Raw genomic sequence first — 24839 nt, forward strand, 5'->3', positions numbered from 1 at the left:
ATAAACTGTTCATATTATTTGCGTGAATCCATTTTAGTACATGGTATAATTAATTTACATGAAAAATTTTGGGGGTGCAAAACAAAAGGATGCATATTCTAGCGGTTGGTATAAATTACAAAACTGCCCCTGTAGAAATTCGGGAAAAACTATCGTTTAACGAAGCCGAACTTGCCGAGGCAATGAAAGCTCTTAAAAATAAAAAAAGCATCTTGGAAAATATTATTATTTCAACATGTAACAGGACGGAAATCTATGCGGTCGGGGACCAGCTTCATACAAGCAGGTATTATATCAAGGAATTTCTTTCGGAATGGTTTAACATCGATAAAGAAGAATTTTCTAAATATCTGTTCATTTATGAAGGCGATGGGGCTGTCGAGCATTTATTTTCAGTTACCTGCGGCTTGAATTCCATGATACTGGGAGAAACTCAGATTTTGGGACAAGTACGTTCAAGCTATTTGTTAGGGCAGAAGGAAGATACGATCGGTACCGTTTTTAACCATCTCTTCAAGCAAGCCCTTACATTAGCTAAAAAAGCTCATTCGGAAACCGAAATCAATACCAATGCCGTTTCCGTCAGCTATGCGGCAGTCGAGCTTGCAAAAAAAATCTTCGGAGGCCTGAACGGCAAGAATGTCTTGATTCTTGGGGCCGGTAAGATGGGTGAGCTGGCCATTCAAAATCTGCATAGCAATGGCGCCGACAGCATTACGGTCATTAACCGCACCTTTCAGAAAGCGGTCGACCTGGCTGAGAGATTCAATGGTACGGCCAAACAGCTGCAAGAGCTTCAATGCGCTTTAGTGGATACCGATATCCTGATTACTTCCACTGGTGCAAAAGATCTTCTTGTAACAAAAGAAATGATGTCATTCGTCAATAAGCTTCGTAAGGGCCGTCCTATTTTCATGGTCGATATCGCAGTGCCGCGTGACCTCGATCCAACATTGGCCGAGCTGGAAAATGTTTTCTTGTATGACATTGACGATCTGGAAGGGATCGTGCAAGCCAATATCGAAGAACGTAAAAAAGCTGCCGAGAAAATAGAAATGATGATCGAATCAGAAATCGTGGACTTCAACCAGTGGATTAATCTGCTTGGTGTGGTTCCCGTCATTTCCTCTTTACGGGAAAAATCCCTATCGATACAAAAGGAAACGATGGAAAGCATCGAAAGAAAGCTTCCGCATTTGAGCGAACGTGACAAAAAAGTCCTGAACAAGCATACGAAAAGCATCATCAACCAAATGCTGAAGGATCCGATACTTTATGCAAAAGAGCTGGCAGATGAGCCGAATGCAAAAGAGCAATTAAATAATTTCGTGAAAATCTTCCATTTAGAGGAATTGATTGAAGACCAGCTGGTTGCGGATGAAAAAGAACGGAACAGCTCCAAGTCATCCCTATTGAATCCAGTTCCTGTCCAGTAATGAGGTAGATATGGAATTACTAATGACAAGATTGCATGAAGCCACTGTTTTGCTGTATGCCATCAGTATGCTTTTATATTTTATTGATTTCCTTAATAATAACCAGAAGGCGAACAGGGTCGCCTTCTGGTTGCTTTCTATTGTTTGGGTGCTGCAAACAATTTTTTTGTTTCTGTATGTGTTGAAAACGGGAAGGTTCCCGGTATTGACGATTTTTGAAGGCCTATATTTTTATGCATGGGTCCTCATATCGCTATCATTGATCATTAACCGATTGCTAAGAGTCGATTTTACGGTCTTTTTTACGAATGTATTAGGTTTCATGGTTATGGCCATCCATACCTTTGCACCTGTTCAGATAGAATCTCAAGTGCTTGCACAGCGCCTGGTTTCAGAGCTATTGCTCATACATATCACTTTTGCGATCCTATCATATGGGGCATTCACGCTTTCTTTCGTTTTTTCACTTCTATACTTAATTCAATATGATTTATTAAAACGGAAGAAGTGGGGGAAACGCCTGCTTCGACTTGGCGATTTAACAAAGCTCGAGCATATGTCCTATGTCCTCGCAGTTATAGGTGTTCCATTATTGGTGGTCTCCCTCATCCTGGGGATTCAATGGGCTTATATAAAAGTCCCTGGGGTATCCTGGCTGGACATGAAGATCATCGGCTCATTTATTTTGCTTATTGCTTACAGTGTGTTTTTATACTTGAAAATTCGGAAACAAATGTATGGAAGGACGCTAGCCTTTCTGAATATTGGATCTTTCATGATTGTGTTAATTAACTTTTTCCTTTTCGGAAGCCTTTCAACATTCCACTTTTGGAATACATAGGAGGAAACTATGAGAAAAATAATTGTCGGTTCAAGACGTAGTAAATTAGCGATCACCCAAACGAACTGGGTTATCGATCAACTTAAAGGACTTGGGGTCCCATACGAGTTCGAAGTGAAGGAAATTGTCACAAAGGGTGACCAAATCCTTGATGTAACACTTTCCAAGGTCGGCGGAAAGGGCTTATTCGTTAAAGAAATCGAACAAGCGATGCTGGATAAAGAAATTGATATGGCCGTACATAGTATGAAGGATATGCCGGCAGTGCTGCCTCCAGGTTTGACGATTGGCTGCATACCACCGAGGGAGGACCATCGGGATGCTTTGATATCAAAGAACCATGAAACCCTTTCCGAACTGAAGCCCGGTTCCATCATAGGTACTAGCAGCTTGCGGCGTGGCGCGCAAATTTTGGCTAGAAGGCCGGACCTTGAAATCAAATGGATTCGCGGAAATATCGATACCCGTCTGAATAAGCTGAAAACGGAAGATTATGATGCTATCATTTTAGCGGCAGCAGGACTATCAAGAATGGGTTGGGAGCAGGACATCGTAACGGAATTTTTAGATGAAGATATTTGCATTCCGGCAGTGGGACAAGGAGCTCTTTCCATTGAATGCCGTGAAGACGACAAAGAACTGCTGGCGGAACTTGCGAAATTGACATGTGAAAAAACGAAAAGAACGGTTGAAGCGGAACGTGCCTTTTTGGATAAAATGGAAGGCGGATGCCAGGTGCCGATTGCCGGTTTTGCGGTGGCAAAAGATAATGGGGCCGTTTCCTTGACGGCTTTGGTCGCTGCTCCGGATGGAAAGGTGATATATAAAGAAATGGTTGAAGGTGCTGATCCAGAGGCAGTTGGGCATGCTGCTGCCAAACAGATTAGCGAAATGGGCGGTAAAGAATTGATCGATCGCGTTAAAGAAGAGCTTGATCAGTAATGAACCCAGTTCAACCTCTTAAGGATTATCAGGTATTGATCACCAGAGGGAAAGGACAGGCAGATGGTTTAAAAGAGTCGATCGAAAAAAATGGCGGAACGCCGCTTCTTGTGCCATTGCTTGAGTTCACTCTTCCAGATCATATGGAAGATGTGCAACAGCGGTTTGAAGAGTTGCTTACATATGACTGGATCATTCTGACCAGTCAAAATGGGGTGGATTTCTTCTTTAAGCTTCTTGGAAACCAGCCTTTGAAGCTTCCGAAAATAGCCGTAATCGGCTCCAAAACACAAGCGGCCCTGAAACGGCATGGTTATAAGGCGGATTTCGTTCCAGCTCAGTTTGTTGCCGAAGGGTTCGTGGCGGAGTTCAATACCCTGCTTGATCCGGGTGCCCGCGTGTTGCTGGCAAAAGGAAATCTCGCAAGGGCGGTTATAGCGGAGGCGATCAATGAAGCTGGAGCAATCTGTGATGAAGTGATTATTTATCATACAGTGCTTCCTCGAAGCAGTGAAAAAAAACTGGTGCAGCTTATAAAGAACCATGAAATCGACATCATGACCTTTACGAGTTCATCGACGGTCAATCATTTTTTACAGATCATGAAAAGCCATGAATTGGATACATACATAGACCGGATCATCATCGCCTGCATCGGGCCGATTGCCGCTAAAACGGCTGAAAAACATGGGCTATCCGTCGATGTCTGTCCAGATGTTTATACGACGGATGCCATGGTTGCGGAGTTAATACGCTTCATCTTGAAAAGAAATAAAAAGGGAGGAACTTTCAAATGAAAAACATTCCATTCAATCGCCACCGTCGCTTGCGCGCAAGTGCTGGCATGAGGGCTTTAGTCCGTGAAACACAATTGCATAAAGAGGATTTGATTTATCCGATCTTCGTCATCGACGGGAAAAATGTGAAAAATGAAATCAACTCCATGCCAGGTATCTATCAGCTATCCATGGATAATCTGGGGGCCGAAATGGATGAAGTCGTGAGTCTGGGCATTAAATCAGTCATTTTATTCGGTGTCCCTTTTGATCATGATAAAGACGAACAGGGAACAGGGGCATTTCATCACAACGGACTTGTGCAAGAGGCCACCCGCTTTATTAAAAAACAATATCCTGAAGTTATTGTCATAGCGGATACCTGCCTTTGCGAGTATACAAGCCATGGCCATTGCGGGGTCGTTGAAGGAGAAAAAATCCTTAATGACGCTTCTCTTGACCTTCTTGCCAAAACGGCAATCAGCCAGGCTGAGGCCGGCGCAGATATCATTGCGCCATCCAATATGATGGACGGTTTCGTTGCGGCCATCCGTGCAGGTCTGGATGAAGCGGGTTATGAAGATATTCCGATCATGTCCTATGCGGTGAAATATGCTTCGGCTTTTTACGGCCCATTCCGTGATGCTGCGAATGGTGCGCCACAATTTGGCGACAGGAAAACTTACCAAATGGATCCCGCCAATCGCCTTGAAGCGTTTCGTGAAGCTGAATCCGATGTTGCTGAAGGTGCGGACTTCCTAATCGTGAAACCAGCCCTTTCCTACATGGACATCATCAGGGACGTTAAGAATAACTTTAATCTTCCGATCGTTTCCTATAATGTCAGCGGTGAATATTCAATGGTCAAAGCTGCTGCCCAAAACGGCTGGATTGATGAAAAGGCGATAGTGATGGAAATGCTGACAGGCTTGAAACGCGCAGGTTCCGACTTGATCATTACGTATTTTTCAAAAGAGGTAGCACGCTGGATAAACGAAGATAATCAATGATAAAAAAATATAACCTGTAATGGAAAAAGGGGATTGAATCATGCGGTCATATGAAAAATCGAAAAAAGCGTTTGCCGAAGCAAAAAATTTGATGCCAGGCGGCGTGAACAGCCCGGTACGTGCCTTCAAATCTGTGGACATGGATCCCATTTTCATGGAGCGTGGAAAAGGCTCGAAAATGTATGATATCGATGGAAATGAATATATCGACTATGTTCTTTCATGGGGACCGCTCATCCTGGGTCACACGAATGACCGTGTCGTGGAATCATTGAAAAAAGTAGCGGAGTCAGGTACAAGCTTTGGAACCTCTACACTGATTGAGAATGAACTGGCCAAGCTGGTCATGGAACGGGTGCCTTCGATTGAAATGATCCGGATGGTATCATCAGGAACCGAAGCGACGATGAGTGCGCTAAGGCTGGCACGAGGCATAACAGGCCGTGATAAAATCCTGAAATTCGAAGGTTCCTATCATGGCCATGGCGATTCATTGCTGATCAAAGCGGGTTCCGGCGTTGCAACATTAGGTTTACCGGATAGCCCTGGTGTACCGGAAGGCATTGCAAAAAATACGATTACCGTAGCATATAATGATCTTGCTGCAACCAAATATGCGTTTGAACAATTTGGCGAAGACATCGCCTGTATCATCGTAGAACCTGTTGCAGGGAACATGGGCGTGGTTCCGCCACAACCTGGTTTCCTCGAAGGCTTACGTGAAGTGACGACCCAATACGGGGCTCTATTGATCTTTGACGAAGTCATGACAGGGTTCCGTGTCGACTATAATTGTGCACAAGGCTATTTTGGCATCGTACCTGACCTGACTTGCCTTGGGAAAGTAATTGGCGGCGGCTTGCCTGTCGGAGCATTCGGAGGCAAGCGCGAATTCATGGAACAAATTGCCCCGAGTGGGACAATCTATCAAGCGGGAACATTGTCTGGTAACCCTCTTGCCATGACGGCCGGCCTTGAAACGCTGAGCCAATTGACTCCAGAATCTTATGATGAGTTCACCCGAAAAGGGGATATGCTCGAAAAAGGAATTGGAGCGGCAGCGGATAAGTACGGTGTTCCCCATACATTCAACCGTGCCGGCTCCATGATTGGACTTTTCTTTACTAATGAAGATGTCGTAAACTATGATACAGCAAAAACATCCGATTTAGAGTTCTTTGCTTCCTACTATAGGGAAATGGCGAATCAAGGCATCTACTTGCCGCCGTCACAGTTTGAAGGGTTATTCCTTTCCACTGCACATAGTGATGAAGATATCGAAAAAACCATTGCAGCGGCAGAACAGGCTTTTGCCAAATTAAAAAAATGATTCAAGGCTTCATGAGCTTCCGCGATATTCGATAATGATAAATTTGAACTGGCTACCATTTTTCCAAAAACTTTTGGAGAAAGGCAGCCAGTTTTTTTTGAATTCAATCCATATGTGTAAGAACCGAATCTAACGTTCATGGCCGAATTAATTGGAGGTAGGTCGAGTTGATTTTTCAAGCTGAATGTTATTCCCCTTTATTTTAGCCTGAAAATTGAACCTCCTTCTTTTAAAAGGTTCAGGGAATACCTAAGGAGTGCTGCAAATGAAATTAAGGAATAAACAGCTTCCTGTCTTCATAGATTGATATTGGTATAGGTACCGTTTCATGAAGCTGAAAGGAGGAGTTGTCTTGTCGCAAGAAAATGAATCGTATTTACGATTTTCTTTAGAGGAATCCGTTTGGTTCCAGAAGGGACAGGAAGTGGCTGAGCTATACTCGATTTCCCTTGATCCAAATGTGTCGATTCAAGAAAGTGATCAATATGTTTTTATACGAGGCTCGTTAGATTTAAGCGGTGAATACAAAGACTCGCAAAATGGTGAAGAAGAGGAGTTTTCGCAGACCTTTTTGCCAAAGGCGGTTCAAAAGGTCGAGAGGCATCCCAATGGACTTAATGAGTTCACACACCGTTTTCCGGTTGATATAACGATTCCGAATAATCGGATTGCCTCTTTGGATGAGGTCGATGTCTCGATTCAAAGCTTTGACTATGCCATGCCAGAGCATAACTGCTTGAAATTGCAGGCGGACCTTTTGATAACCGGAATCTATAATGATTCATATGTGGAAGAACGGTTTGATACTGAGCAGGAAGTTGGGGAAACGGAGGATCAGGAAGAAACGGATGGGGAAAATGAGTCATATATTCCTTATGCAGCGGCAGTGCCGCCAATCCCGGATTTTCAGCCCGTTTTCCGTGATGAGGAGGAAGAAGAGTTATACGCGCCTTTTACTGCAGAGTCAAAACGGGTTTCTGAAGCAAATGAAGAAGAAGAAGAAGAGGAACCGATTTATTTAAGCGATCAGCATAATGCTCCCGTTTTTGAAATTCCCGTTTCACCATATCCTGAAGAGGAGGAATGGGAAACGGAAGTGCATAGACAGGAAGAAGTCGAAGCTGTAGAGGAAGAAGTGATTGGTGATCCGCCTGACTCCACGGAAAAGGTACCTTTCATGGGAGAGGCAAAATTGGAGGAAGAACCAAGCAGGCAGGATTCCTTGGAGATTCCTAGAGTGACATTTATAGAAGAAGTAGAAGAAGAACCAAGTCAAGCAACCAATCATCAAAGTAGCCCAGTTTCAAATGTAGAAACCGAGGATGTCATCCGGCAGGAAGACGATGCTGTTGCAGCGGGTCCTATCCTTAATGAGAATGTGAAGGTGGAGCAGGAAGAGGAATCCAATTCGTCCATAAGCGATCTATTCAAAAAGAGGGAAAGACCTGCGCCTCCGGCTAAGGAGGGTAAGAATTTCAAAGGCAGGAAACAAGCAGCGGAACGTGATGAAAAAGAAACGGCCGATCATGATGAAAAGCAGCTTTCCATCATGGATTTATTCGGACGGAAACAAGAAGAAGAACTGGTAAGGATGAAGGTTTGCATTGTTCAGCAAGGGGAAACGCTTGATGACTTGGCTCAGCGATATGATGTTACGGTTCAATCGATACTTTTCAGCAATGAATTGGAGTCGAATCAGAACGTCCATGAAGGGCAAGTCATTTATATACCGAAGGCGGTTGCGTATAAGAATTGACCGGGACAGAGAGCAGGGCATATGCTCTGCTCCTGTTTTTTAAATGCTAGAGGAATCGGATTGTTTAGTTTTTTTAGAGAAAGTGAGTGAGTCTCGTGAGGGAAAACGAGAATCAGCAGCCTGCCAATCGGGATCGGGACACGGAGACCGTATTGAAGGAATATGCCATGTATGTACAATATATCGAGGACTTCGGGCGTGTGAAAAAAGTATACAGTGATCGCGGTACATTTGCCTTGAAATCCATGTTACCGCATAACGGCATTGATTTTATCAAAAATGTTCAAAAACTGTACCATCGCGGCTATAATCGAATCGTTCCCATTTATCAAACGATGGATCAGCGTTACGCCGTTCTTCATAATGGACGTTTGTATTACCTGATGCCCTGGCTCAATGATGAAAGGGACGGGGAGCGGGATGAAAAGCATAAGCAATTGTTCAGGGAGCTTGCTCGGATGCATACACTTTCCGTTAAGGAAATACAAGTGGATATTGAGGAACGGGAAGCCCATTATGAGCGGACGCTTGATGCCTGGAATAACGAAAAGGAATTTATAGAAGAGTATATTGTCAGCTGTGAAAAGAAGTGGTATATGTCTCCATTCGAACTGACGGTTTGTTCTTTCTACACTGATATTTCACAGGCTCTGAAGTACTCGATCAAGAAGTTTGAAACCTGGTATGAAAAAACGAAGGATAGTGAAAAGGTTCGAACCGTGGTAACGCACGGAAAGGTTTCTTTGAAGCATTTCGTTTATGATGAGCGGGGATATGGCTACTTCATCAATTTTGAGAATTCGAATACGGCTCCGCCGCATTTCGATTTACTGCCATTTCTCGTTAAATCGGCCAGGACCTATCCTGTCCAATGCGATGACTGTGTTGACTGGCTATATAACTATTTTCGTTATTTTCCGTTAAAAGAAGAAGAATTGCTGCTCATGCAAAGTTATCTGGCATTCCCTGGATCAGCTTTGGAATTAGTGAAGGGTTATTCCGATGGCAGGGGCCATCGTTCAGAGCTTGATAATGTCACGCAACTGCAACGGCAATTTTGGCTATTGAAAAATATTGAATATATGGTGATGAGAATCGAAGAAATCGAACAGAAGAAAAAGGCCGCTGCCGAGGCTGCCAAAGAAGAACAATCACCCCCAAGCTAAATATACATGATTGGATCATCTCCAGTCATGTATATTTTTTTGCTGTAAGGGAATAATTAAATCCATTCGAAATACAAAGACATGGCCAGGAAAATAAACGCGATAAGCAGGAGCATATCGAAGAAAGTCGGGAAAATCAGCGTACGTAATCCTTGGAATACGATAAAGGGGACGATGAACTGCTGGCAGACACCGCGGAATTTTTTCACCCAAGGCGGTAAAGTATAGGGAGTATATCTTCGCTTCATAATATTACCTTCCTTTTTAGGACTTCTTATATTCTATGGGTGGGCAGTGAAAAAGGTGAAACAGCCGTCACGTTCACTGTTCCTGGAGGATAAAATAAAGAAAATGAACATGAATGCATCAAATGGGATGATTCCTGAGAAAGTAAGCGAAAAGATGATTGACTGGAGCCCCATGTTTTTTGTACTATATACTATATGCATTCAATGTTTTTACATATGAATATAAATCAATGCAAAGACCGGAAATAGTAAGATGAAATGCACTTTTCAGAGAGGAAACCAAATTGGTGCGAGGTTTCCAGGCAGCAGCATCCGAAGTCGTCCGCGAGCAGTCTTCGTGAACTTCTTAGTAGCGAAGGCCGGTGAAGAGCCGTTATCCGATTTGAGAGCCGAAAGGGATTTTTTTCTTTTTCGGAAAAAAGGTGGCACCGCGAACAACTTCCTTCGTCCTTTTGTGATGATGGAAGTTTTTTTTATGCCCAAAAGGAGGAAATGATATGGAAGAGAACCAAATTTCAATGCCGACTAAATATGATCCGCAGACGATAGAGAAAGGCCGCTACAAATGGTGGCTTGATGGAAAGTTTTTCGAAACGACGGGTGACGATAAAAAAGAACCATATACGATTGTCATCCCGCCGCCTAACGTTACAGGTAAGCTGCATCTTGGCCACGCTTGGGATACGACACTTCAAGATATATTGACACGCATGAAAAGGATGCAGGGCTATGATGTTTTATGGTTACCAGGCATGGACCATGCCGGTATCGCCACTCAAGCGAAAGTAGAACAGAAACTTCGTGCGGATGGCGTGAGCCGTTATGACCTTGGGCGTGAAAAATTCGTGGAAGAGACATGGAAATGGAAAGAGGAATATGCGAGCCATATCCGTGAACAATGGTCAAAGCTAGGTCTTGGACTTGATTATACACGTGAACGTTTCACTCTGGATGAAGGGCTTTCAAAAGCAGTTCGCGAAGTGTTCGTTTCGCTTTATAACAAGGGCTTGATTTATCGCGGCGAATACATCATCAACTGGGATCCATCAACGAAAACGGCGTTATCCGATATCGAGGTTATTTACAAAGATGTGCAGGGCGCATTTTACCATATGAAATATCCATTGGTTGACGGATCGGGTGAAATTGAAATTGCCACCACCCGTCCAGAAACGATGCTTGGCGATACTGCTGTTGCTGTACACCCTGAAGATGACCGTTATAAACACTTGATCGGCAAAAAGGTCCGCTTGCCAATTACAGGCCGGGAAATCCCGATTGTCGGTGATGATTATGTCGATATGGAATTCGGTTCAGGCGCGGTCAAAATTACTCCTGCTCATGACCCGAATGACTTCGAAATCGGGAACCGTCACGATTTGGAGCGCATCCTTGTCATGCATGAAGATGGCTCGATGAATGAAAAGGCCGGTAAATATGAAGGCATGGACCGTTTTGAATGCCGTAAGCAAATCGTCAAGGACCTTCAGGAAGAAGGAGTACTCTTCAAAATCGAAGATCACCTTCACTCAGTAGGCCATTCAGAGAGAAGCGGTGCTGTTGTTGAACCATATCTTTCGACGCAATGGTTCGTTAAGATGCAGCCGCTGGCTGATGCATCCGTTGAGCTTCAAAAAGGAACCGATGAGGAAAAAGTTCATTTCGTACCGGACCGTTTCGAGAAAACGTACCTGCATTGGATGGAAAATATCCGCGACTGGTGCATTTCCCGTCAGCTTTGGTGGGGTCACCGCATTCCCGCCTGGTACCATAAAGAAACAGGTGAAGTGTATGTAGGTCATGAAGAGCCTGCGGACACTGAAAACTGGGAACAAGATACAGATGTGCTTGATACATGGTTCAGCTCGGCATTATGGCCGTTCTCGACTATGGGCTGGCCTGACAAGGACAGTGTCGATTTCCAACGTTACTATCCAACCGGGGCACTTGTGACAGGCTATGATATCATTTTCTTCTGGGTATCGCGGATGATTTTCCAAGCTCTTGAGTTCACAGGTGAACGACCATTTGAAGATGTGCTGATCCACGGTCTGGTTCGTGACGAACAGGGGCGCAAGATGAGTAAATCGCTTGGCAATGGTGTCGATCCGATGGATGTCATCGATCAATACGGTGCCGATTCCCTGCGTTACTTCTTATCTACGGGCAGCTCGCCAGGCCAGGACCTCCGTTATAGTACGGAAAAAGTCGAAGCAGTTTGGAATTTCTCCAATAAGATTTGGAACGCATCCCGTTTTGCTTTGATGAACATGAATGGCATGACGTATGACGAAATCGATTTAAGCGGTGAGAAGTCTGTGGCCGATAAGTGGATCTTGACGCGTTTGAATGAAACGATTTCCAACGTAACCAGACTTGCGGACCGTTATGAGTTTGGTGAAGTGGGCCGTGTGCTATACAACTTCATTTGGGATGACTTCTGTGACTGGTATATTGAAATGGCGAAGCTTCCGCTATATGGAGAAGACGAAGCGGCTAAGAAAACGACGCGCTCGATCTTGGCGTATGTACTGGATAACACAATGAGATTGTTACACCCGTTCATGCCGTTCATTACCGAAGAAATCTGGCAGAACCTACCGCATCAAGGTGAGTCCATCACTGTTGCCGCTTGGCCGGAAGTGAATGAAGAGTTGACAGATACAGCTGCAGCCGAGGAAATGAAGCTGCTTGTTGAAATCATCCGCTCCGTCCGTAATATCCGTGCTGAGGTGAACACACCGCTAAGCAAAAAAATCAATTTGATTTTAAAAGCGAAAGATGAGGCCATCTTAGCGACATTACAGAAAAACAGCAGCTATATCGAGCGTTTCTGTAATCCTGAACAATTGACGATCGGAATCGAAGTCGAAGAGCCTGCTCAAGCCATGACAGCTGTCGTAACTGGTGTAGAACTAATCCTTCCGCTTACAGGACTGATCAATATTGACGAAGAAGTGAAACGTCTTGAAAAAGAACTCGACAAACTTAATAAAGAAGTTGAGCGTGTACAGAAAAAATTGGGCAACGAGGGCTTCGTTAAAAAGGCGCCGGCAAGCGTCATCGAAGAAGAACGTGCCAAGGAAAAAGACTATAGCGAAAAACGCGACTCTGTAATCCACAGGATCAGCGAACTGAAACAACTGTAAAACAAAAGGATGAACCAGCTTGAAGCCGGTTCATCCTTTTTCTGTTTAAAGGCTATTTAAGAAGAGGATATGCTTTCTTTTATGAATGTAAGGTACTCCCATACGATATTCATATCACTTAGTGCACTTAGTGTCCGGCTCCCGACGACATCCTCAATTTCGTTCAGCATGAGGCTGCCATCTTCAGCAAAAATGAAATCGATACCGACCAGGCCGAAATCAAATGACCTCATTACTCTTTCAACAAGGGCTAATTCAGATGCAGTCAGCTCATATAGCGAAGCCGATCCGCCCAGCGTATAATTTGCCTTGAAACTGGAAGCGGATTCCCTGAGTACAGCAGCCTTCACTTTATTACCAACCACAAAAACGCGGATATCCCTACCGAATAAGCCAGGTTTTTGGACTATCCAATTCCCATCATTCAGTTGGGCAAGATCATCGGCATGCTCGATTAGAAATACTTGTTTCCCGCCGCGGCCGCTAGTTTCTTTAGCAATGAAAGGGAGCTCCATGTCATTGGCACTCGGCCTTCCGTTACAATAAACGGTATCGACCATTGGAATCCCCAGCGAGGACAAATATTGATGCGTCTTTGCTTTGTCATTCGCGATTTCCGATACGAAGGCGGAGTTAAAGCAAGCAATCCCCAATTGCTCAAGTTGCTTTGTAAAAAAAGGATCGATGGTCCGGACGATGGCAAAGTCCGGCAATGAAATTGGCTGCATCTCATGTTCAACATATAACTTGTTGAAACGATGACCGATCCTAAGGTCTTCCCGAAAGTGAAACTGTAAATCAAGATCAAGCTTACTGGCTTCATCAAGCATCCAATCTATGTATCCTTTATTTTTCAAGGCATCCTCACGGTTATAAATCAACCAGCCTGCTTGTTTTTTCATCAGATGCACTTCCTTTTCCTAATTCTTTCAAGATATAATCGAACATGCTATCGGCGATGTTGATGCCTGTACATTCATAAATGTTCAATAAATGCGAATTTGAATTCACTTCGCACAAAAGCGGACCTTCTTCACCAAACAGCAAATCGACGCCAGCGAAGTCGGCACCCAGAATTTGCGCACATCGAATGGCAAGTTGTGCTTCTTCACGGGTGGGGATATATGGTGCAGCCTGCCCCCCGGCAGTCATATTAGCTCGGAAGTCCTGCTCGGAATGACGTTGCATCGCTGCTATGACTTGATTGCCCACGACATTCACGCGAATATCCCGACCTTTACTGTGCTCGATGAATTCCTGGATGATAAATGGTTTGTGGCCAAGATCACGGATCGTCTTCAGTAACTCATCCTCTGTTTGGATTAAATATACTTGTTCCCCAAAAGAACCGTATGCTTCCTTAACGATAAGAGGATACCCGAGTTCATTGCCGATTTGGATAAAAGCATCCATATTGACCCTTTCAATCCCTTCGTACGTAAAAGGGGGAAATATGGTTTTCGGCATCGGTATCCCATGCCCTGTTAAGGCTTGATGTGTTTTTGCTTTACTGTCGCAAATATCGATTGCTGCACTGCTGTTATATACGGGGATGCCGAGCAATTCCAAATGGCGCGCCAAATGAATGTCTTTATCCATGAACAGAACAAAATCCGGCAGCTTATCAAAGGTTCCTTTAAGCAGCGGCACTCCTTTTTCGATTATGGGCATGAGATCTGAATTGCGGATAAGGGTTGCCATGATATCTTTCCTTTCAGCCGCCTCTTTAATGAACAAAGCTAAACTGGAAAACTTATCATGCTGTAAATAGCCGTTGACGACAATCCAACAGTGGAAATCTGAAGGTTTCATGGTGAAACACTACCTTTCATCTAGGTTAATCGTTCATATATTGATAAAATAATCTTAACGCATAAGAGCGGTATAAAGAAAGAGGAGGCTCCACGATAATGGTTACAACCATGAAAGAAATCAATCAATTTTTTGAACGGCGCCAAATTCGATTGGGCATGAATTTTGGCCTGTCACGGATGGAAACTTTGTTAACTGAATTAGGCGACCCGCACAAGGAGCTAAAGTATATTCACATTGCAGGGTCCAACGGGAAAGGATCGACACTGCAATATATTAAAGAAATTCTGCTTGCACAAGGAATTCGGGTCGCTTCCTTCACTTCTCCTTATTTAATACGGATGAATGAACAGCTGAAGGTAAATGAGGATGAAATCAGTGATCAGGAATTCATCGATGTTTTCCGGAAGCTTTGGCCGATCATCCATGAGATGGACAGCAAGGGGAATGGTCCCACTCAGTTCGAAATTTTGACTGCCATGGCATTCTCTTATTTTAGCAAAAAGGAAGTCGATTTGGTTTTGATGGAAACCGGTTTAGGAGGCAGGCTTGATACAACGAATGTCATCCAGCCGTTTCTTTCGATCATTACCTCGATCTCTTTGGAACATACGAACATCCTGGGTAACACACTTGGGGAAATTGCTTTTGAGAAGGCAGGCATCATAAAAAGCGGGGCGCCGGTCATCAGCGGAGTCACAGCCGGGGAACCAGCAAAAGTAATTGAAGAAAAAGCGTCAGCTATAGGCGTACCTTATTACCAATTGGGTAAAGAATTTCGTGTTAGCAATATGAAGCGAAGTGAACGTGGGCAAAGTTTCTCATTTTCGCTTGCCGACAGGTCAATCGAAAATGTGGAAATGCAGATGCTGGGCCGTCATCAAATGGAGAATGCGGCACTGGCCATTGCTGCTGTCACAGTAGGAATGGAAAATATCGATGAAAAAAGCATCCTTGAAGGAATAGGGGCAGCAAAATGGGATGGACGCTTTGAAAAAATATCGGATGGGCCATTGGTGATCATTGATGGTGCACATAATCCTGCTGGAATCGACGTACTGAAGGAAACGCTAAAAGTGCATTACCCCGGCTATAAGTACCGATTCGTATTCAGTTCATTTAAAGATAAAAACTATTCCGAGATGCTTCATGGACTGGAAACGGGGGCGATGGAAATCATCATTACCGAATTCGACCACGAACGGGCGGCGGATGCGAAAACGCTTTATGAAAAATGCAGTCATCCAAATAAAAGTATAAACAAGGATTGGCAGGCGGCGATAACGGAAGGCAGAAGGAAAACGGGGGATAAAGAGATTCTTGTCATTACTGGGTCCCTTCATTTCCTTTCACTTGTGAGGGAGTTCCTGATCAGAGAAGATGCCTAAATAATGTGCATTGCCGTAATGAGGCATTTTATCATGGAAACCAAAGTAAAGCGAGTTTGCCTGCAGTTTTTTAGGGGAGTTGTGCAATTTAAACGTTGATTGGAACGTAGGGCACTCGCTTTCCGCGGGCGGTCCGCCCTCGGCGCGTTTGCGCCTGCGGGGTCTCCTCTGGACTCGCTTTTCCCGCAGGAGTCTCCCAACACCCACTCCAATCAACTTTGTTTAACTTTTATATAGAACCCTTTTGCCAAAAGTCTTTATTGTTTTCGTAAATTGAGGCAGTCATTGACTTCACTTTCATTTATGATTTGGTGAAAGATATGTATTCAAAGGTCCTTTTCTCTTGTTAACAGAGTCTCTTGAAAAGAAAAAACTCCAATAGAGTGATTGATGACAAATCACCCAGTTTATTTGTTAAAATATGTTTATATATTGCATTCCATATATATGTTGAATAGTAGGATCTGCTTAATAAAATGACGGGAGGGATGAGCATGAAGAACCCAATGGTTAATTACATAGCGGAAGGGACTTTTATATCAGGGTTTCAAACAAAGGCAATCGAATCCTCATGCACTTTGTATAAATGATGGCTATCCATATCTATCTCTTCGTATTGGGCTTGATTTTAGGCTCATTCTTTAACGTTGTCGGTTTAAGTGTTCCAGCTGGTCATTCATTCGCGAATCGTCGCTCCGCCTGCCCTTCTTGCGGGCGTACATTGACATTCTTCGAGTTGATACCGGTTATTTCTTATATGTTGCAAGTCGGTGAATGCCGGGGCTGTAAAGCAAGGATATCCCCCCTTTATCCGGCCGTGGAAATGCTGACCGGCGTTTTGTTTGCCTCTGCTCCGATATTCCTTGGCTGGTCGGGCGAACTGTTGGTTGGCTGGATATTGATTTCATTATTTATGATCATCTTCGTGACTGATGTCGCCTATATGCTCATACCCGATAAAATACTGCTTTTCTTTATAGTGATTTTTATTGTTTTAAGAGTCTCATTTCCACTGACGCCCTGGTGGGATTCAATTGTCGGGGCAGCGGTTGGTTTTAGCCTGCTGTCATCAATCGCGGTCGTGAGTAAGGGTGGCATGGGTGGCGGTGATATCAAGCTGTTTGCAGTGATTGGCTTCGTATTGGGAATGAAGATGGTGCTGTTATCTTTGCTTTTTGCGTGCTTTTATGGGGCATTGCTTGGCATCATCGGGTTGCTGACCGGAATCTTAAAAAAGAAAACCCTTATTCCTTTCGGACCGTATATCGTTTTTGGGACATTGACTGCTTATTTTTGGGGCGATTCGCTATTACATTGGTATGTAACATTTTTAAGATGAGCTTAAAGGACCATCCTGATCCAAGAGGAATTTGTCAAAAATCACCTGAATAATGGCTCAGTAGGGAACCATCCCCATTTGGAGGCAAGAGATTATGAAATGATAGAGGGATGTATGTAATTGGTGAGAGGTGATATGGAATGGTTTCATGAAGCAATAGTACCAGTACCTGGAATTCCTTTTTTGTTACCCATATATGAATAGGGAAATTTGACGAAACCTATTAATGACAAGACGACAAAAGTCTTGTTATTTTTTTTTACCTCTATGTTAGGATGAAAAAAATGATCTGGAGGGGAGGAAAAAAATTGGGCAAGCCGGAACAAAGCAAGGGTGTAACGATTAAAATAAATGGGGAAGAAAAAGTATTTGCCGATAAAAAAATTGAAAGTCAAGAGGCGGCGAGTAAGGAGCAGGAACAGGAACAAACTGATGAGAGTTTCGAATGGATACTCCCTGAGGATTCAAATGAAAGCAAGATTGTATTGGTACCCACACCGCCAAAGAAGAAAATGCCGAAGCTCATCGGTTTTGGTACCGGGTCACTGAAAAGCTCGGATAAAAGACCGATCAAGACATTCATGATCGCAGTCATTTGTGCTGTGTTTTTTGGGTCGATTCTTGGCTTGATCGCCGTTAAAACGATTACAAAGGAAAAAGCCGAAGTATCTTCGGTCGAGACCCCGATTCCAACTGAAGCCACCGTTGAAGATAAAAAAGCGGCAGTGACTGAACCGGGAAACCAGCTGAAGACATTCCTTGTACAGGGAGGAGTATTCAGCAGCGAGGATGCGGCAAGGCAAATTCAAAAGAAAATCATTGAAAAGCAGGTTCCTGCTGAAATCTTCAAATTGGAAGAAAGCTATTATCTATTTCTGGGATCGGCAGAGAGTCTAGCTGCAAGTAAAGAACTGGCCTTGTTCTTAAAGTCATATGATGTGGATGTATATTGGAAGGAAATCAATTTTGAAGCGGCCGGGACAAGCCAAGAAGATGAAAAAACCCTCGACAAGATGAAAGCAGTATATGCTTCGTTGGCAGAAACATCCGCAACAAAGCTTCGCGGAAAGGCAGGGACGGTAAACGGGGAAACCCTGAAAAAAAACATGGATGAACTGAAGGCGGGGAAATTATCGCCGGCGTTTTCAAAGATGAACGATGACCTGACTGCTGCAGCAAAGTCGATTGATGAATATGAGACTTCCAAAAATGAAGAAAAGCTATTCCAGGCTCAAGAAAGTCTTCTGAATTTTTTATTGAATTACCAAAAGTAAAGAAAAAAGGGGGGGCTGCCTAATGGGACAAGCCTCCCAATACGAAACCATCTGTGACACCTTTTTTATTTTCCGGGAAATACTTACAGGCATTTGTCGATTCCTAGTAAACAATAATTGTGGATTGCACCATTATTTGATAGGATAGATATGTATCTCCCTATGTAAAGAAAGGTGACTTTTATATTATGCAGCCATTGATTTTAGCTTCTTCATCACCACGTCGTAAAGAACTTCTGCAATTTCTTCAAATCCCCTTTGAAAGCATGAATTCCAATGTTGATGAAAGTATTGATGAAAACATGTGTCCTGATGCAGCGGTGAAAGAACTGGCATCCCGTAAAGCGGAAGCCATCGCAGCAAAATTTCAGGATAGCTGGGTAATCGGCTCGGATACCGTTGTAGTCCTTGATGGTGAGATCTTGGGTAAGCCGGTAAGCAGGGCCGACGGAAAAAGAATGCTGGAAATGTTATCAGGACGGACACATGAAGTATACACAGGTGTCGTCATCCTGTTCGGCAAGCATCGCAGAGTATTCGCAGAAAAAACGGAAGTGACATTTTGGGAGCTGCCAGAAGCTGAAATCGAACGATATCTGGATAGCGGGGAACCTTTTGACAAAGCTGGCGGCTATGGGATTCAAGGATACGGATCTCTTCTTGTCAAACAAATCAAAGGGGACTATTTCTCAGTCGTCGGGCTTCCGGTCTCAAGGCTGGCCCGGGAACTTAAAGCGATGCAGGAAGAGTTAGGATAATCTGATTTCCTCTGGCATCTTCCCTTTTCTAAGGAAGGGTTGATCTTTTGAGCGAAAAAATGTTAATACGGGATTACCCGAAAGAAGAGAGGCCGCGCGAAAGGTTTCTACAGGACGGGCCACAAAGTCTTTCCAATCAGGAATTGCTTGCTTTGCTATTGAGGACAGGATCAAGGGAAGAATCAGTCCTGCAACTATCCGGCAGACTCATCAATTCCTTCAAGGGCCTGCGCCTGTTAAAAGAAGCCTCAGTGGAAGAACTGACCGTGATTAAAGGGATTGGTGAAGCAAAAGCGATACTAATCCTGGCCTCCGTCGAACTTGGCAGGAGAATTAACAATTTGAATGACCAAGACCGTTATGTGATTCGATCTCCTGAAGATGGAGCTAATTATTGCATGGAGGAAATGCGGTTTTTATCACAGGAACATTTCGTCTGTCTCTATTTAAATACGAAAAATCAAGTGCTACAAAAAACTACGGTATTCATCGGGAGCCTCAATGCCTCGATCGTGCATCCGCGCGAGGTCTTTAAAGAGGCTTTCAAAAGGTCAGCTGCCTCTATCATTTGTCTTCATAACCACCCCTCCGGAGACCCCTCTCCCAGCAGAGAAGATATTGAAGTGACGAAAAGGTTAGTCGAATGTGGTAAAATAATCGGGATTGAAGTATTGGACCATATCATCATCGGGGAACATAAATATGTTAGCTTGAAGGAAAAAGGTTATTTATGACACTATCAAAATTTTTGACGATACGATATAATATTGTTTATGATTTTTAAAAGAGGAAACTTTTTCAAAACTCTTATTGTCAAAAAACGACAAATTATTATTTGAACTTATAAAAAGGCATTTTTGTTTACGAAAGGGAGATACCATAATGTTTGGAATTGGAGCAAGAGATATAGGGATTGATTTAGGAACGGCGAATACGCTTGTATATGTGAAGGGAAAAGGCATCGCAGTACGTGAACCATCGGTTGTAGCGGTGCAAACAGATACAAAGCAAATCGTTGCAGTCGGAAACGATGCGAAAAACATGATCGGCCGTACTCCTGGTAACGTGGTTGCCCTGCGCCCGATGAAGGACGGAGTAATTGCCGATTATGAAACGACGGCTACCATGATGAAGTACTATATGAAGGAAGCTCAAAAGAAGGGCGTATTCGGCAACAAGCCATATGTCATGATTTGTGTGCCTTCTGGAATTACGGCAGTCGAGCAGCGTGCAGTCATCGATGCAGCAAGACAAGCTGGAGCCCGTGACGCATATCCTATCGAAGAACCGTTTGCAGCAGCGATCGGTGCGGATCTTCCCGTTTGGGAGCCTACAGGCAGCATGGTCGTTGATATCGGCGGAGGAACGACGGAAGTGGCCATCATTTCCCTTGGCGGAATCGTTACAAGCCAATCGATCCGTATTGCCGGTGACGAAATGGATGATGCCATTATCGTATACATCCGTAAGAACTACAATTTGATGATCGGTGAGCGTACTGCTGAAGCGATCAAAATGGAAATTGGTTCTGCTGGAGACACGGAAGGCGTCGAAAACATGGAAATTCGCGGCCGTGACCTATTGACTGGATTACCGAAAACGATCGAAATTACAGCTGAGGAAATATCCAAAGCATTAAGCGACACCGTTTCTGCAATTGTGGATTCCGTGAAAAACACTTTAGAGAAAACACCACCTGAATTAGCCGCTGACATCATGGACAGGGGCATTGTACTGACAGGCGGGGGTGCTTTGCTGCGCAATTTGGATAAAGTCATCAGTGAAGAAACGCAAATGCCGGTGATCATCGCTGAAAATCCGCTGGATTGTGTTGCGATCGGAACGGGAAAAGCGCTGGACCACATTCATTTATTCAAGACTAAATCAAGAGATTCGCGATAAGCATCACTTCTCAAATAGGGCCGGCTCAACAAAAGGTGCAATTTTGAGCCGGTTTTCTTATGTTTTGCTGTTTCATTAAATCCATAGTGTAATTTTAAAAACCATAGAGTAAATTTTAGATAGAGGTGTAATCACCATGCCACAGTTTTTTAATAAAAAGCTCCTTCTCTTGCTCGTTAGTATTATCGTTCTCGTGGCATTGATCGGTTTTTCATTAAGGGAGAGAGAAGAGTTGACCTGGCCGGAGCAATTCCTGAAAGATACGACAGGCTGGGTCGGAAATGTGTTTAATAAGCCAGTATCGGGTATAACAGGTTTTGTAGGGGGCTTAAAAGACCTTCAACATACATACGATGAAAACAAAAAATTGAAAGCCCGCTTGGATGAATATGTATTATTGAAAACCCAAGTCCAAGATTTAAAGGAAGAAAATGAAGAACTTCGCGACAACCTCAAAAAAGAAGATGACCTGCGGAAGTATTCGCCCACTCAGGCGACTGTCATCGGACGTAATCCCGACCGCTGGCATGAAATGCTGACGATCAATAAAGGGAAGCGTAATGGGGTAGAAAAAAACATGGCGGTCATCACGTCCAATGGGTTAGTCGGTAAGGTGAAATCAGCGACGGATTTCACGGCCTCGGTTCAACTTTTAAGTTCGATCGATAAAGCCAACCGTGTCTCAGCCATCGTTCAAGGTGATGATAAAGCATATGGCTTGATTGAAGGGTTCGATGATAAGAAGAACCTTTTGCTGATGAAGCGGATTCCATATGATAAAAAGATCAAGAAAAATTCATTGGTCATCACATCCGGTTATGGAGGAATCTTTCCGAAAGGTCTGCTGATCGGGAAAGTTGTCGATGTCAAAGTGGATCAATATGGATTGAACCAGACTGCATATATCGAACCTTCGACGGATTTTTATGATATTAATAATGTAATGGTCGTTCAGCGTGAAGTGGACGGTGTACCGAAAGAAAGTGAAGGGGAGGATGAAGCTGAGTGAGATATTTCATCCTTTCTTTCATAGCCTTGGTTTTTTTTGTTTTTGAAAGCATCTTCGCCCAGATGTTCGCTGGGGATGCATTCGGGGCCGATAAAATCCTCGTGCCCCATTTCATGATGATATTCGTTTTTTTCCTGACCATGTACGGGTCCAGGAAAATGGGTATGCTTTATGGGGCGATTCTAGGGTTGACTTATGATGTCGTATATACGGAAATCCTTGGAATTTACATGTTCCTGCTGCCTTTTCTTGCCTATCTGATATCGAAAAGCATGAAAATCCTGCAAAATAATATTTTGATTGCCTGCCTTACGGCACTATTATTCACGGCAGTTTTAGAGATTGTCATCTTTCAGATGAATATCATCCTATCGTTTGCAGATATGGGATTTGGTGAATTTGCGGAACGGAGATTGATTCCGACATTATTATTGAATCTCGCATTCATTATCATCAGCTGCTATCCTTTAAAGAGAATCATTGAAAAGCTTGATTTGCAAGGAGAAACGGAATAACGTTCCTGTGTCTTAAGAAGCAGGTGGGAAATGTATTTTCTCTTTTCCGTGTACGTAGAAAAAGGAAATTTGTTTTCCTATGTCGAATTATATTTCATTGAGGTGAAACAAACGTCATGAATAAAAGAATTCAGCAAAATGTCATGATTAAGGGAACAAAAGACGGGTTTATGCTTCATCTCGATGATTCTTGCTCATTTTCCGAATTATTGAAAGAGTTAGAAGTGAAGCTTTCGGCAAACTATCAGTTTCAAGAAAATGACCCGTCCATTTCCGTAAAAGTACATACAGGGAACCGCTATCTTGATGAACAACAAGAAGAAAAGATTAAAGAGGTCATCCATAAAAAGAAGAAGCTTTTCGTGGATGAGATAATTTCGAATGTCCTGACGAAGGATGAAGCGAAACGATGGAAAGATGAAAACCAAGTGACTACCGTGACCAAGGTGATAAGGTCGGGACAGGTTTTTGAAGTTCCCGGTGACTTACTGTTAATTGGGGATGTCAATCCCGACGGAACGGTTCGTGCGGGTGGCAACATATATATCATGGGACAGCTAAAGGGAATAGCCCATGCCGGATATAAAGGGAATAATGAGGCCATCATAGCTGCCTCTGTCATGAAGCCTGCCCAGCTGCGCATTGCCGGACAAGTGAATCTATCTCCTGATCAATATACAAAATGGGGACATGACTTGGAATGTGCCTTCATGGATGAAGAAGAAAATATCATTATAGAAAAACTGCAAGTTTTAAAGAAATATAGACCTAATTTAAATAGATTAGAAGGGGGTCTCTAATCGTGGGAGAGGCAATAGTTATAACATCCGGTAAGGGTGGTGTCGGGAAAACGACCACCTCCGCCAATTTAGGAACATCTTTAGCTCTTCTAGGCAAGAAGGTTTGCTTGATTGATACGGATATTGGTCTTCGGAATTTGGATGTGATCATGGGATTGGAGAATCGCATCATCTATGATTTGGTCGATGTGGTCGAAGGGCGCTGCAAGATACACCAGGCGCTCATTAAGGATAAACATTTCGAGGATTTGCTTTATTTGCTTCCTGCTCCGCAAAATAGTGATAAAACAGTGGTGAATGAAGAGCAGATGAGGAAACTCATAAGCGATATGAAGCCTGACTATGATTATGTCATCATTGATTGCCCTGCAGGCATCGAACAGGGTTTCAGGAATGCCATAGCTGGGGCAGACAAGGCAATTATCGTTACGACGGCAGAGAGACCGGCTGTAAGGGATGCTGACCGTATTATTGGCCTGCTTGAAAAAGAAGAGCATATTGAACCGCCTCAATTGATCATCAACCGGATACGCGGCCATTTGCTTCATGAGGATGAAGAAATGGATATCGATGGAGTTGCCGATTTTCTTAAGATTGATTTGATCGGTGTCATTCCTGATGATGACCAGGTCATCGTGGCAGCTAATAAAAAGGAACCCATTGCCTATAATCCGGACAATAGAGTCTCGCTTGCCTATCGGAACATTGCCAGAAGGATCCTTGGTGAATCTGTGCCCTTGACTCCAATTGGCAGCGAACCAAAGGGCTTCATGTCCAAGTTGAAAAAATTCTTTAGCGTGCGGTAAATCTATATTCTTTTTGTCAAGAAGCGGGGAGCATTTGCCCTCGCTTTTTTTTTGCACGGAACTTCATGAAAATAAAAAAGGCAAGCCGTATCCCGGCTTGCCTGTTCTATATGCTAAAATGCAGCGGGTTATCCGCGTCTTCCGCCTCTTCCGCCGCGTTTTGATTCAGTGCTGCGTTTAAGAGTCGATAAATTTTCTTCGCTAGTCTTTAAAAAGCGCACCATTTTATCTTCGAAATTTTCCTTTGGTTGGAAATTACCTTTTGAACGAAAATCTTTAGAACGGCTATCCCCTTGGCGTGGTGGGCGTTTGGTATAAGAAGAGGTTTGCCCTTCGGGTCTATCTATAGCCTTTTTGATGGACAAGGCAGTTTTTCCGTCTTTCTCACTAATCACTTTTACTTCAATTTGGTCGCCTACTTTAAGATGGTCATTTACGTCTTTTACATAGCTATCTGCTACCTCACTGATATGCACAAGACCTGTTGAGCCTCCTGGTAATTCTACGAATGCTCCAAAATTAGTGATACCTGTTACTTTACCTTGTACTTTGCTGCCTATTTCGATTGACATAAAAAAATGT

The 24839-nt window shown here is 43.6% G+C and carries 23 protein-coding genes and 1 other annotated feature; of the genes, 19 read left to right on the forward strand and 4 right to left on the reverse strand.

The annotated features are described in order from the left end of the window. Nucleotides 1-89: 89 nt before the first annotated feature. From hemA to ysxE, 8 genes are all read left to right on the forward strand, one after another. Nucleotides 90-1436: a glutamyl-tRNA reductase gene (gene hemA, locus ADA55_RS25285; RefSeq protein ID WP_034308915.1), complete on the forward strand. Its 1347-nt coding sequence runs from the start codon at nt 90-92 to the stop codon at nt 1434-1436. Nucleotides 1437-1446: 10 nt separating this feature from the next. Next, entirely contained in the window at nt 1447-2277 is an 831-nt protein-coding gene (locus tag ADA55_RS25290; RefSeq protein ID WP_048688893.1) for a cytochrome C assembly family protein, read from the forward strand. Between the two features lie 9 nt (nt 2278-2286). Further along, nucleotides 2287-3219: a hydroxymethylbilane synthase gene (gene hemC, locus ADA55_RS25295; protein ID WP_048688896.1), complete on the forward strand. Its 933-nt coding sequence runs from the start codon at nt 2287-2289 to the stop codon at nt 3217-3219. After that, complete coding sequence (locus ADA55_RS25300) at nt 3219-4016, forward strand: uroporphyrinogen-III synthase (RefSeq protein ID WP_048688900.1); 798 nt, start codon at nt 3219-3221, stop codon at nt 4014-4016. Before hemC ends, ADA55_RS25300 begins: the two co-directional genes overlap by 1 nt. Continuing rightward, the gene (gene hemB / locus ADA55_RS25305) at nt 4013-5005 is read left to right on the forward strand and encodes a porphobilinogen synthase (protein ID WP_048688903.1); all 993 of its coding nucleotides are present in this window, start codon (nt 4013-4015) and stop codon (nt 5003-5005) included. Before ADA55_RS25300 ends, hemB begins: the two co-directional genes overlap by 4 nt. Before the next feature lie 40 nt (nt 5006-5045). Next, complete coding sequence (gene hemL, locus ADA55_RS25310) at nt 5046-6335, forward strand: glutamate-1-semialdehyde 2,1-aminomutase (protein ID WP_048688905.1); 1290 nt, start codon at nt 5046-5048, stop codon at nt 6333-6335. 352 nt (nt 6336-6687) lie between these two features. Then, nucleotides 6688-8091 carry a stage VI sporulation protein D gene (gene spoVID, locus ADA55_RS25315; RefSeq protein WP_048688908.1) on the forward strand — a complete coding sequence of 468 codons (1404 nt, stop codon included), beginning with the start codon at nt 6688-6690 and terminating at the stop codon, nt 8089-8091. A gap of 95 nt (nt 8092-8186) precedes the next feature. Next, nucleotides 8187-9257: a spore coat protein YsxE gene (ysxE, locus tag ADA55_RS25320; RefSeq protein WP_226990545.1), complete on the forward strand. Its 1071-nt coding sequence runs from the start codon at nt 8187-8189 to the stop codon at nt 9255-9257. A 56-nt stretch (nt 9258-9313) separates the two neighbouring features. Here the strand turns inward: ysxE and ADA55_RS25325 are convergent, their stop codons facing one another. After that, nucleotides 9314-9505, reverse strand: a complete 192-nt coding sequence (locus ADA55_RS25325) for a hypothetical protein (RefSeq protein WP_034308896.1) — start codon at nt 9503-9505, stop codon at nt 9314-9316. A gap of 226 nt (nt 9506-9731) precedes the next feature. Next, nucleotides 9732-9960 (forward strand) — a binding site (T-box leader). Between the two features lie 42 nt (nt 9961-10002). Here ADA55_RS25325 and ADA55_RS25335 point away from each other — a divergent pair. Further along, entirely contained in the window at nt 10003-12654 is a 2652-nt protein-coding gene (locus ADA55_RS25335; RefSeq protein ID WP_048688915.1) for a valine--tRNA ligase, read from the forward strand. 56 nt (nt 12655-12710) lie between these two features. Here ADA55_RS25335 and ADA55_RS25340 read toward each other — a convergent pair whose 3' ends face one another. Together ADA55_RS25340 and ADA55_RS25345 are read right to left on the reverse strand one after the other, a co-directional pair. Next, complete coding sequence (locus ADA55_RS25340; RefSeq protein WP_048688918.1) at nt 12711-13556, reverse strand: ATP-grasp domain-containing protein; 846 nt, start codon at nt 13554-13556, stop codon at nt 12711-12713. Beyond that, nucleotides 13525-14466, reverse strand: coding sequence for an ATP-grasp domain-containing protein (locus ADA55_RS25345; protein ID WP_048688920.1), 942 nt, complete (start codon nt 14464-14466; stop codon nt 13525-13527). The genes ADA55_RS25340 and ADA55_RS25345 overlap by 32 nt, the downstream gene beginning before the upstream one ends. Nucleotides 14467-14564: 98 nt before the next feature. Here ADA55_RS25345 and ADA55_RS25350 point away from each other — a divergent pair, with 98 nt between their 5' ends. The 10 genes from ADA55_RS25350 (at nt 14565) to minD (ending at nt 24257) form a co-directional block, all read left to right on the forward strand. Further along, a complete protein-coding gene (locus ADA55_RS25350) occupies nt 14565-15854 on the forward strand; it encodes a bifunctional folylpolyglutamate synthase/dihydrofolate synthase (protein WP_048688924.1) in 1290 nt (429 codons plus the stop codon). Nucleotides 15855-16440: 586 nt separating this feature from the next. Then, complete coding sequence (locus tag ADA55_RS25355) at nt 16441-17193, forward strand: prepilin peptidase (RefSeq protein ID WP_048688927.1); 753 nt, start codon at nt 16441-16443, stop codon at nt 17191-17193. Between the two features lie 308 nt (nt 17194-17501). Next, the gene (locus ADA55_RS25360; protein ID WP_142398502.1) at nt 17502-18467 is read left to right on the forward strand and encodes a hypothetical protein; all 966 of its coding nucleotides are present in this window, start codon (nt 17502-17504) and stop codon (nt 18465-18467) included. A gap of 188 nt (nt 18468-18655) precedes the next feature. Next, on the forward strand, nt 18656-19225 hold the full coding sequence (locus ADA55_RS25365) for a Maf family protein (RefSeq protein ID WP_048688933.1): 570 nt from the start codon (nt 18656-18658) through the stop codon (nt 19223-19225). Nucleotides 19226-19284: 59 nt separating this feature from the next. Beyond that, nucleotides 19285-19959 carry a RadC family protein gene (gene radC, locus ADA55_RS25370; RefSeq protein WP_048688995.1) on the forward strand — a complete coding sequence of 225 codons (675 nt, stop codon included), beginning with the start codon at nt 19285-19287 and terminating at the stop codon, nt 19957-19959. A gap of 148 nt (nt 19960-20107) precedes the next feature. Continuing rightward, a complete protein-coding gene (locus ADA55_RS25375; RefSeq protein WP_034308871.1) occupies nt 20108-21127 on the forward strand; it encodes a rod shape-determining protein in 1020 nt (339 codons plus the stop codon). A gap of 136 nt (nt 21128-21263) precedes the next feature. Next, nucleotides 21264-22136 (forward strand): rod shape-determining protein MreC, encoded by an 873-nt coding sequence (gene mreC / locus ADA55_RS25380; RefSeq protein ID WP_034308869.1) that lies wholly within the window; start codon nt 21264-21266, stop codon nt 22134-22136. Further along, on the forward strand, nt 22133-22651 hold the full coding sequence (gene mreD / locus ADA55_RS25385) for a rod shape-determining protein MreD (RefSeq protein WP_048688936.1): 519 nt from the start codon (nt 22133-22135) through the stop codon (nt 22649-22651). Before mreC ends, mreD begins: the two co-directional genes overlap by 4 nt. Before the next feature lie 116 nt (nt 22652-22767). Continuing rightward, complete coding sequence (gene minC / locus ADA55_RS25390) at nt 22768-23451, forward strand: septum site-determining protein MinC (protein ID WP_048688939.1); 684 nt, start codon at nt 22768-22770, stop codon at nt 23449-23451. Between the two features lie 2 nt (nt 23452-23453). Next, a complete protein-coding gene (minD, locus tag ADA55_RS25395; protein WP_034308862.1) occupies nt 23454-24257 on the forward strand; it encodes a septum site-determining protein MinD in 804 nt (267 codons plus the stop codon). 128 nt (nt 24258-24385) lie between these two features. On the opposite strand, the gene ADA55_RS25400 is transcribed toward minD, so the two are convergent. Further along, nucleotides 24386-24829, reverse strand: coding sequence for a S1 domain-containing RNA-binding protein (locus ADA55_RS25400; protein ID WP_034308861.1), 444 nt, complete (start codon nt 24827-24829; stop codon nt 24386-24388). Between the last annotated feature and the right edge of the window lie 10 nt (nt 24830-24839).

The organism is Bacillus sp. 220_BSPC, from assembly GCF_001054655.1.
In the GTDB taxonomy this organism is placed as follows: domain Bacteria; phylum Bacillota; class Bacilli; order Bacillales; family DSM-1321; genus Peribacillus; species Peribacillus frigoritolerans.

Coding starts and splice junctions, on each gene's coding strand:
- hemA (WP_034308915.1), top strand. CDS start 90: ATGCATATTCTAGCGGTTGGTATAAATTACAAAACTGCCCCTGTAGAA.
- ADA55_RS25290 (WP_048688893.1), top strand. CDS start 1,447: ATGGAATTACTAATGACAAGATTGCATGAAGCCACTGTTTTGCTGTAT.
- hemC (WP_048688896.1), top strand. CDS start 2,287: ATGAGAAAAATAATTGTCGGTTCAAGACGTAGTAAATTAGCGATCACC.
- ADA55_RS25300 (WP_048688900.1), top strand. CDS start 3,219: ATGAACCCAGTTCAACCTCTTAAGGATTATCAGGTATTGATCACCAGA.
- hemB (WP_048688903.1), top strand. CDS start 4,013: ATGAAAAACATTCCATTCAATCGCCACCGTCGCTTGCGCGCAAGTGCT.
- hemL (WP_048688905.1), top strand. CDS start 5,046: ATGCGGTCATATGAAAAATCGAAAAAAGCGTTTGCCGAAGCAAAAAAT.
- ADA55_RS25325 (WP_034308896.1), bottom strand. CDS start 9,505: ATGAAGCGAAGATATACTCCCTATACTTTACCGCCTTGGGTGAAAAAA.
- ADA55_RS25335 (WP_048688915.1), top strand. CDS start 10,003: ATGGAAGAGAACCAAATTTCAATGCCGACTAAATATGATCCGCAGACG.
- ADA55_RS25340 (WP_048688918.1), bottom strand. CDS start 13,556: ATGAAAAAACAAGCAGGCTGGTTGATTTATAACCGTGAGGATGCCTTG.
- ADA55_RS25345 (WP_048688920.1), bottom strand. CDS start 14,466: ATGAAACCTTCAGATTTCCACTGTTGGATTGTCGTCAACGGCTATTTA.
- ADA55_RS25350 (WP_048688924.1), top strand. CDS start 14,565: ATGGTTACAACCATGAAAGAAATCAATCAATTTTTTGAACGGCGCCAA.
- ADA55_RS25355 (WP_048688927.1), top strand. CDS start 16,441: ATGATGGCTATCCATATCTATCTCTTCGTATTGGGCTTGATTTTAGGC.
- ADA55_RS25365 (WP_048688933.1), top strand. CDS start 18,656: ATGCAGCCATTGATTTTAGCTTCTTCATCACCACGTCGTAAAGAACTT.
- radC (WP_048688995.1), top strand. CDS start 19,285: ATGTTAATACGGGATTACCCGAAAGAAGAGAGGCCGCGCGAAAGGTTT.
- ADA55_RS25375 (WP_034308871.1), top strand. CDS start 20,108: ATGTTTGGAATTGGAGCAAGAGATATAGGGATTGATTTAGGAACGGCG.
- mreC (WP_034308869.1), top strand. CDS start 21,264: ATGCCACAGTTTTTTAATAAAAAGCTCCTTCTCTTGCTCGTTAGTATT.
- minC (WP_048688939.1), top strand. CDS start 22,768: ATGAATAAAAGAATTCAGCAAAATGTCATGATTAAGGGAACAAAAGAC.
- ADA55_RS25400 (WP_034308861.1), bottom strand. CDS start 24,829: ATGTCAATCGAAATAGGCAGCAAAGTACAAGGTAAAGTAACAGGTATC.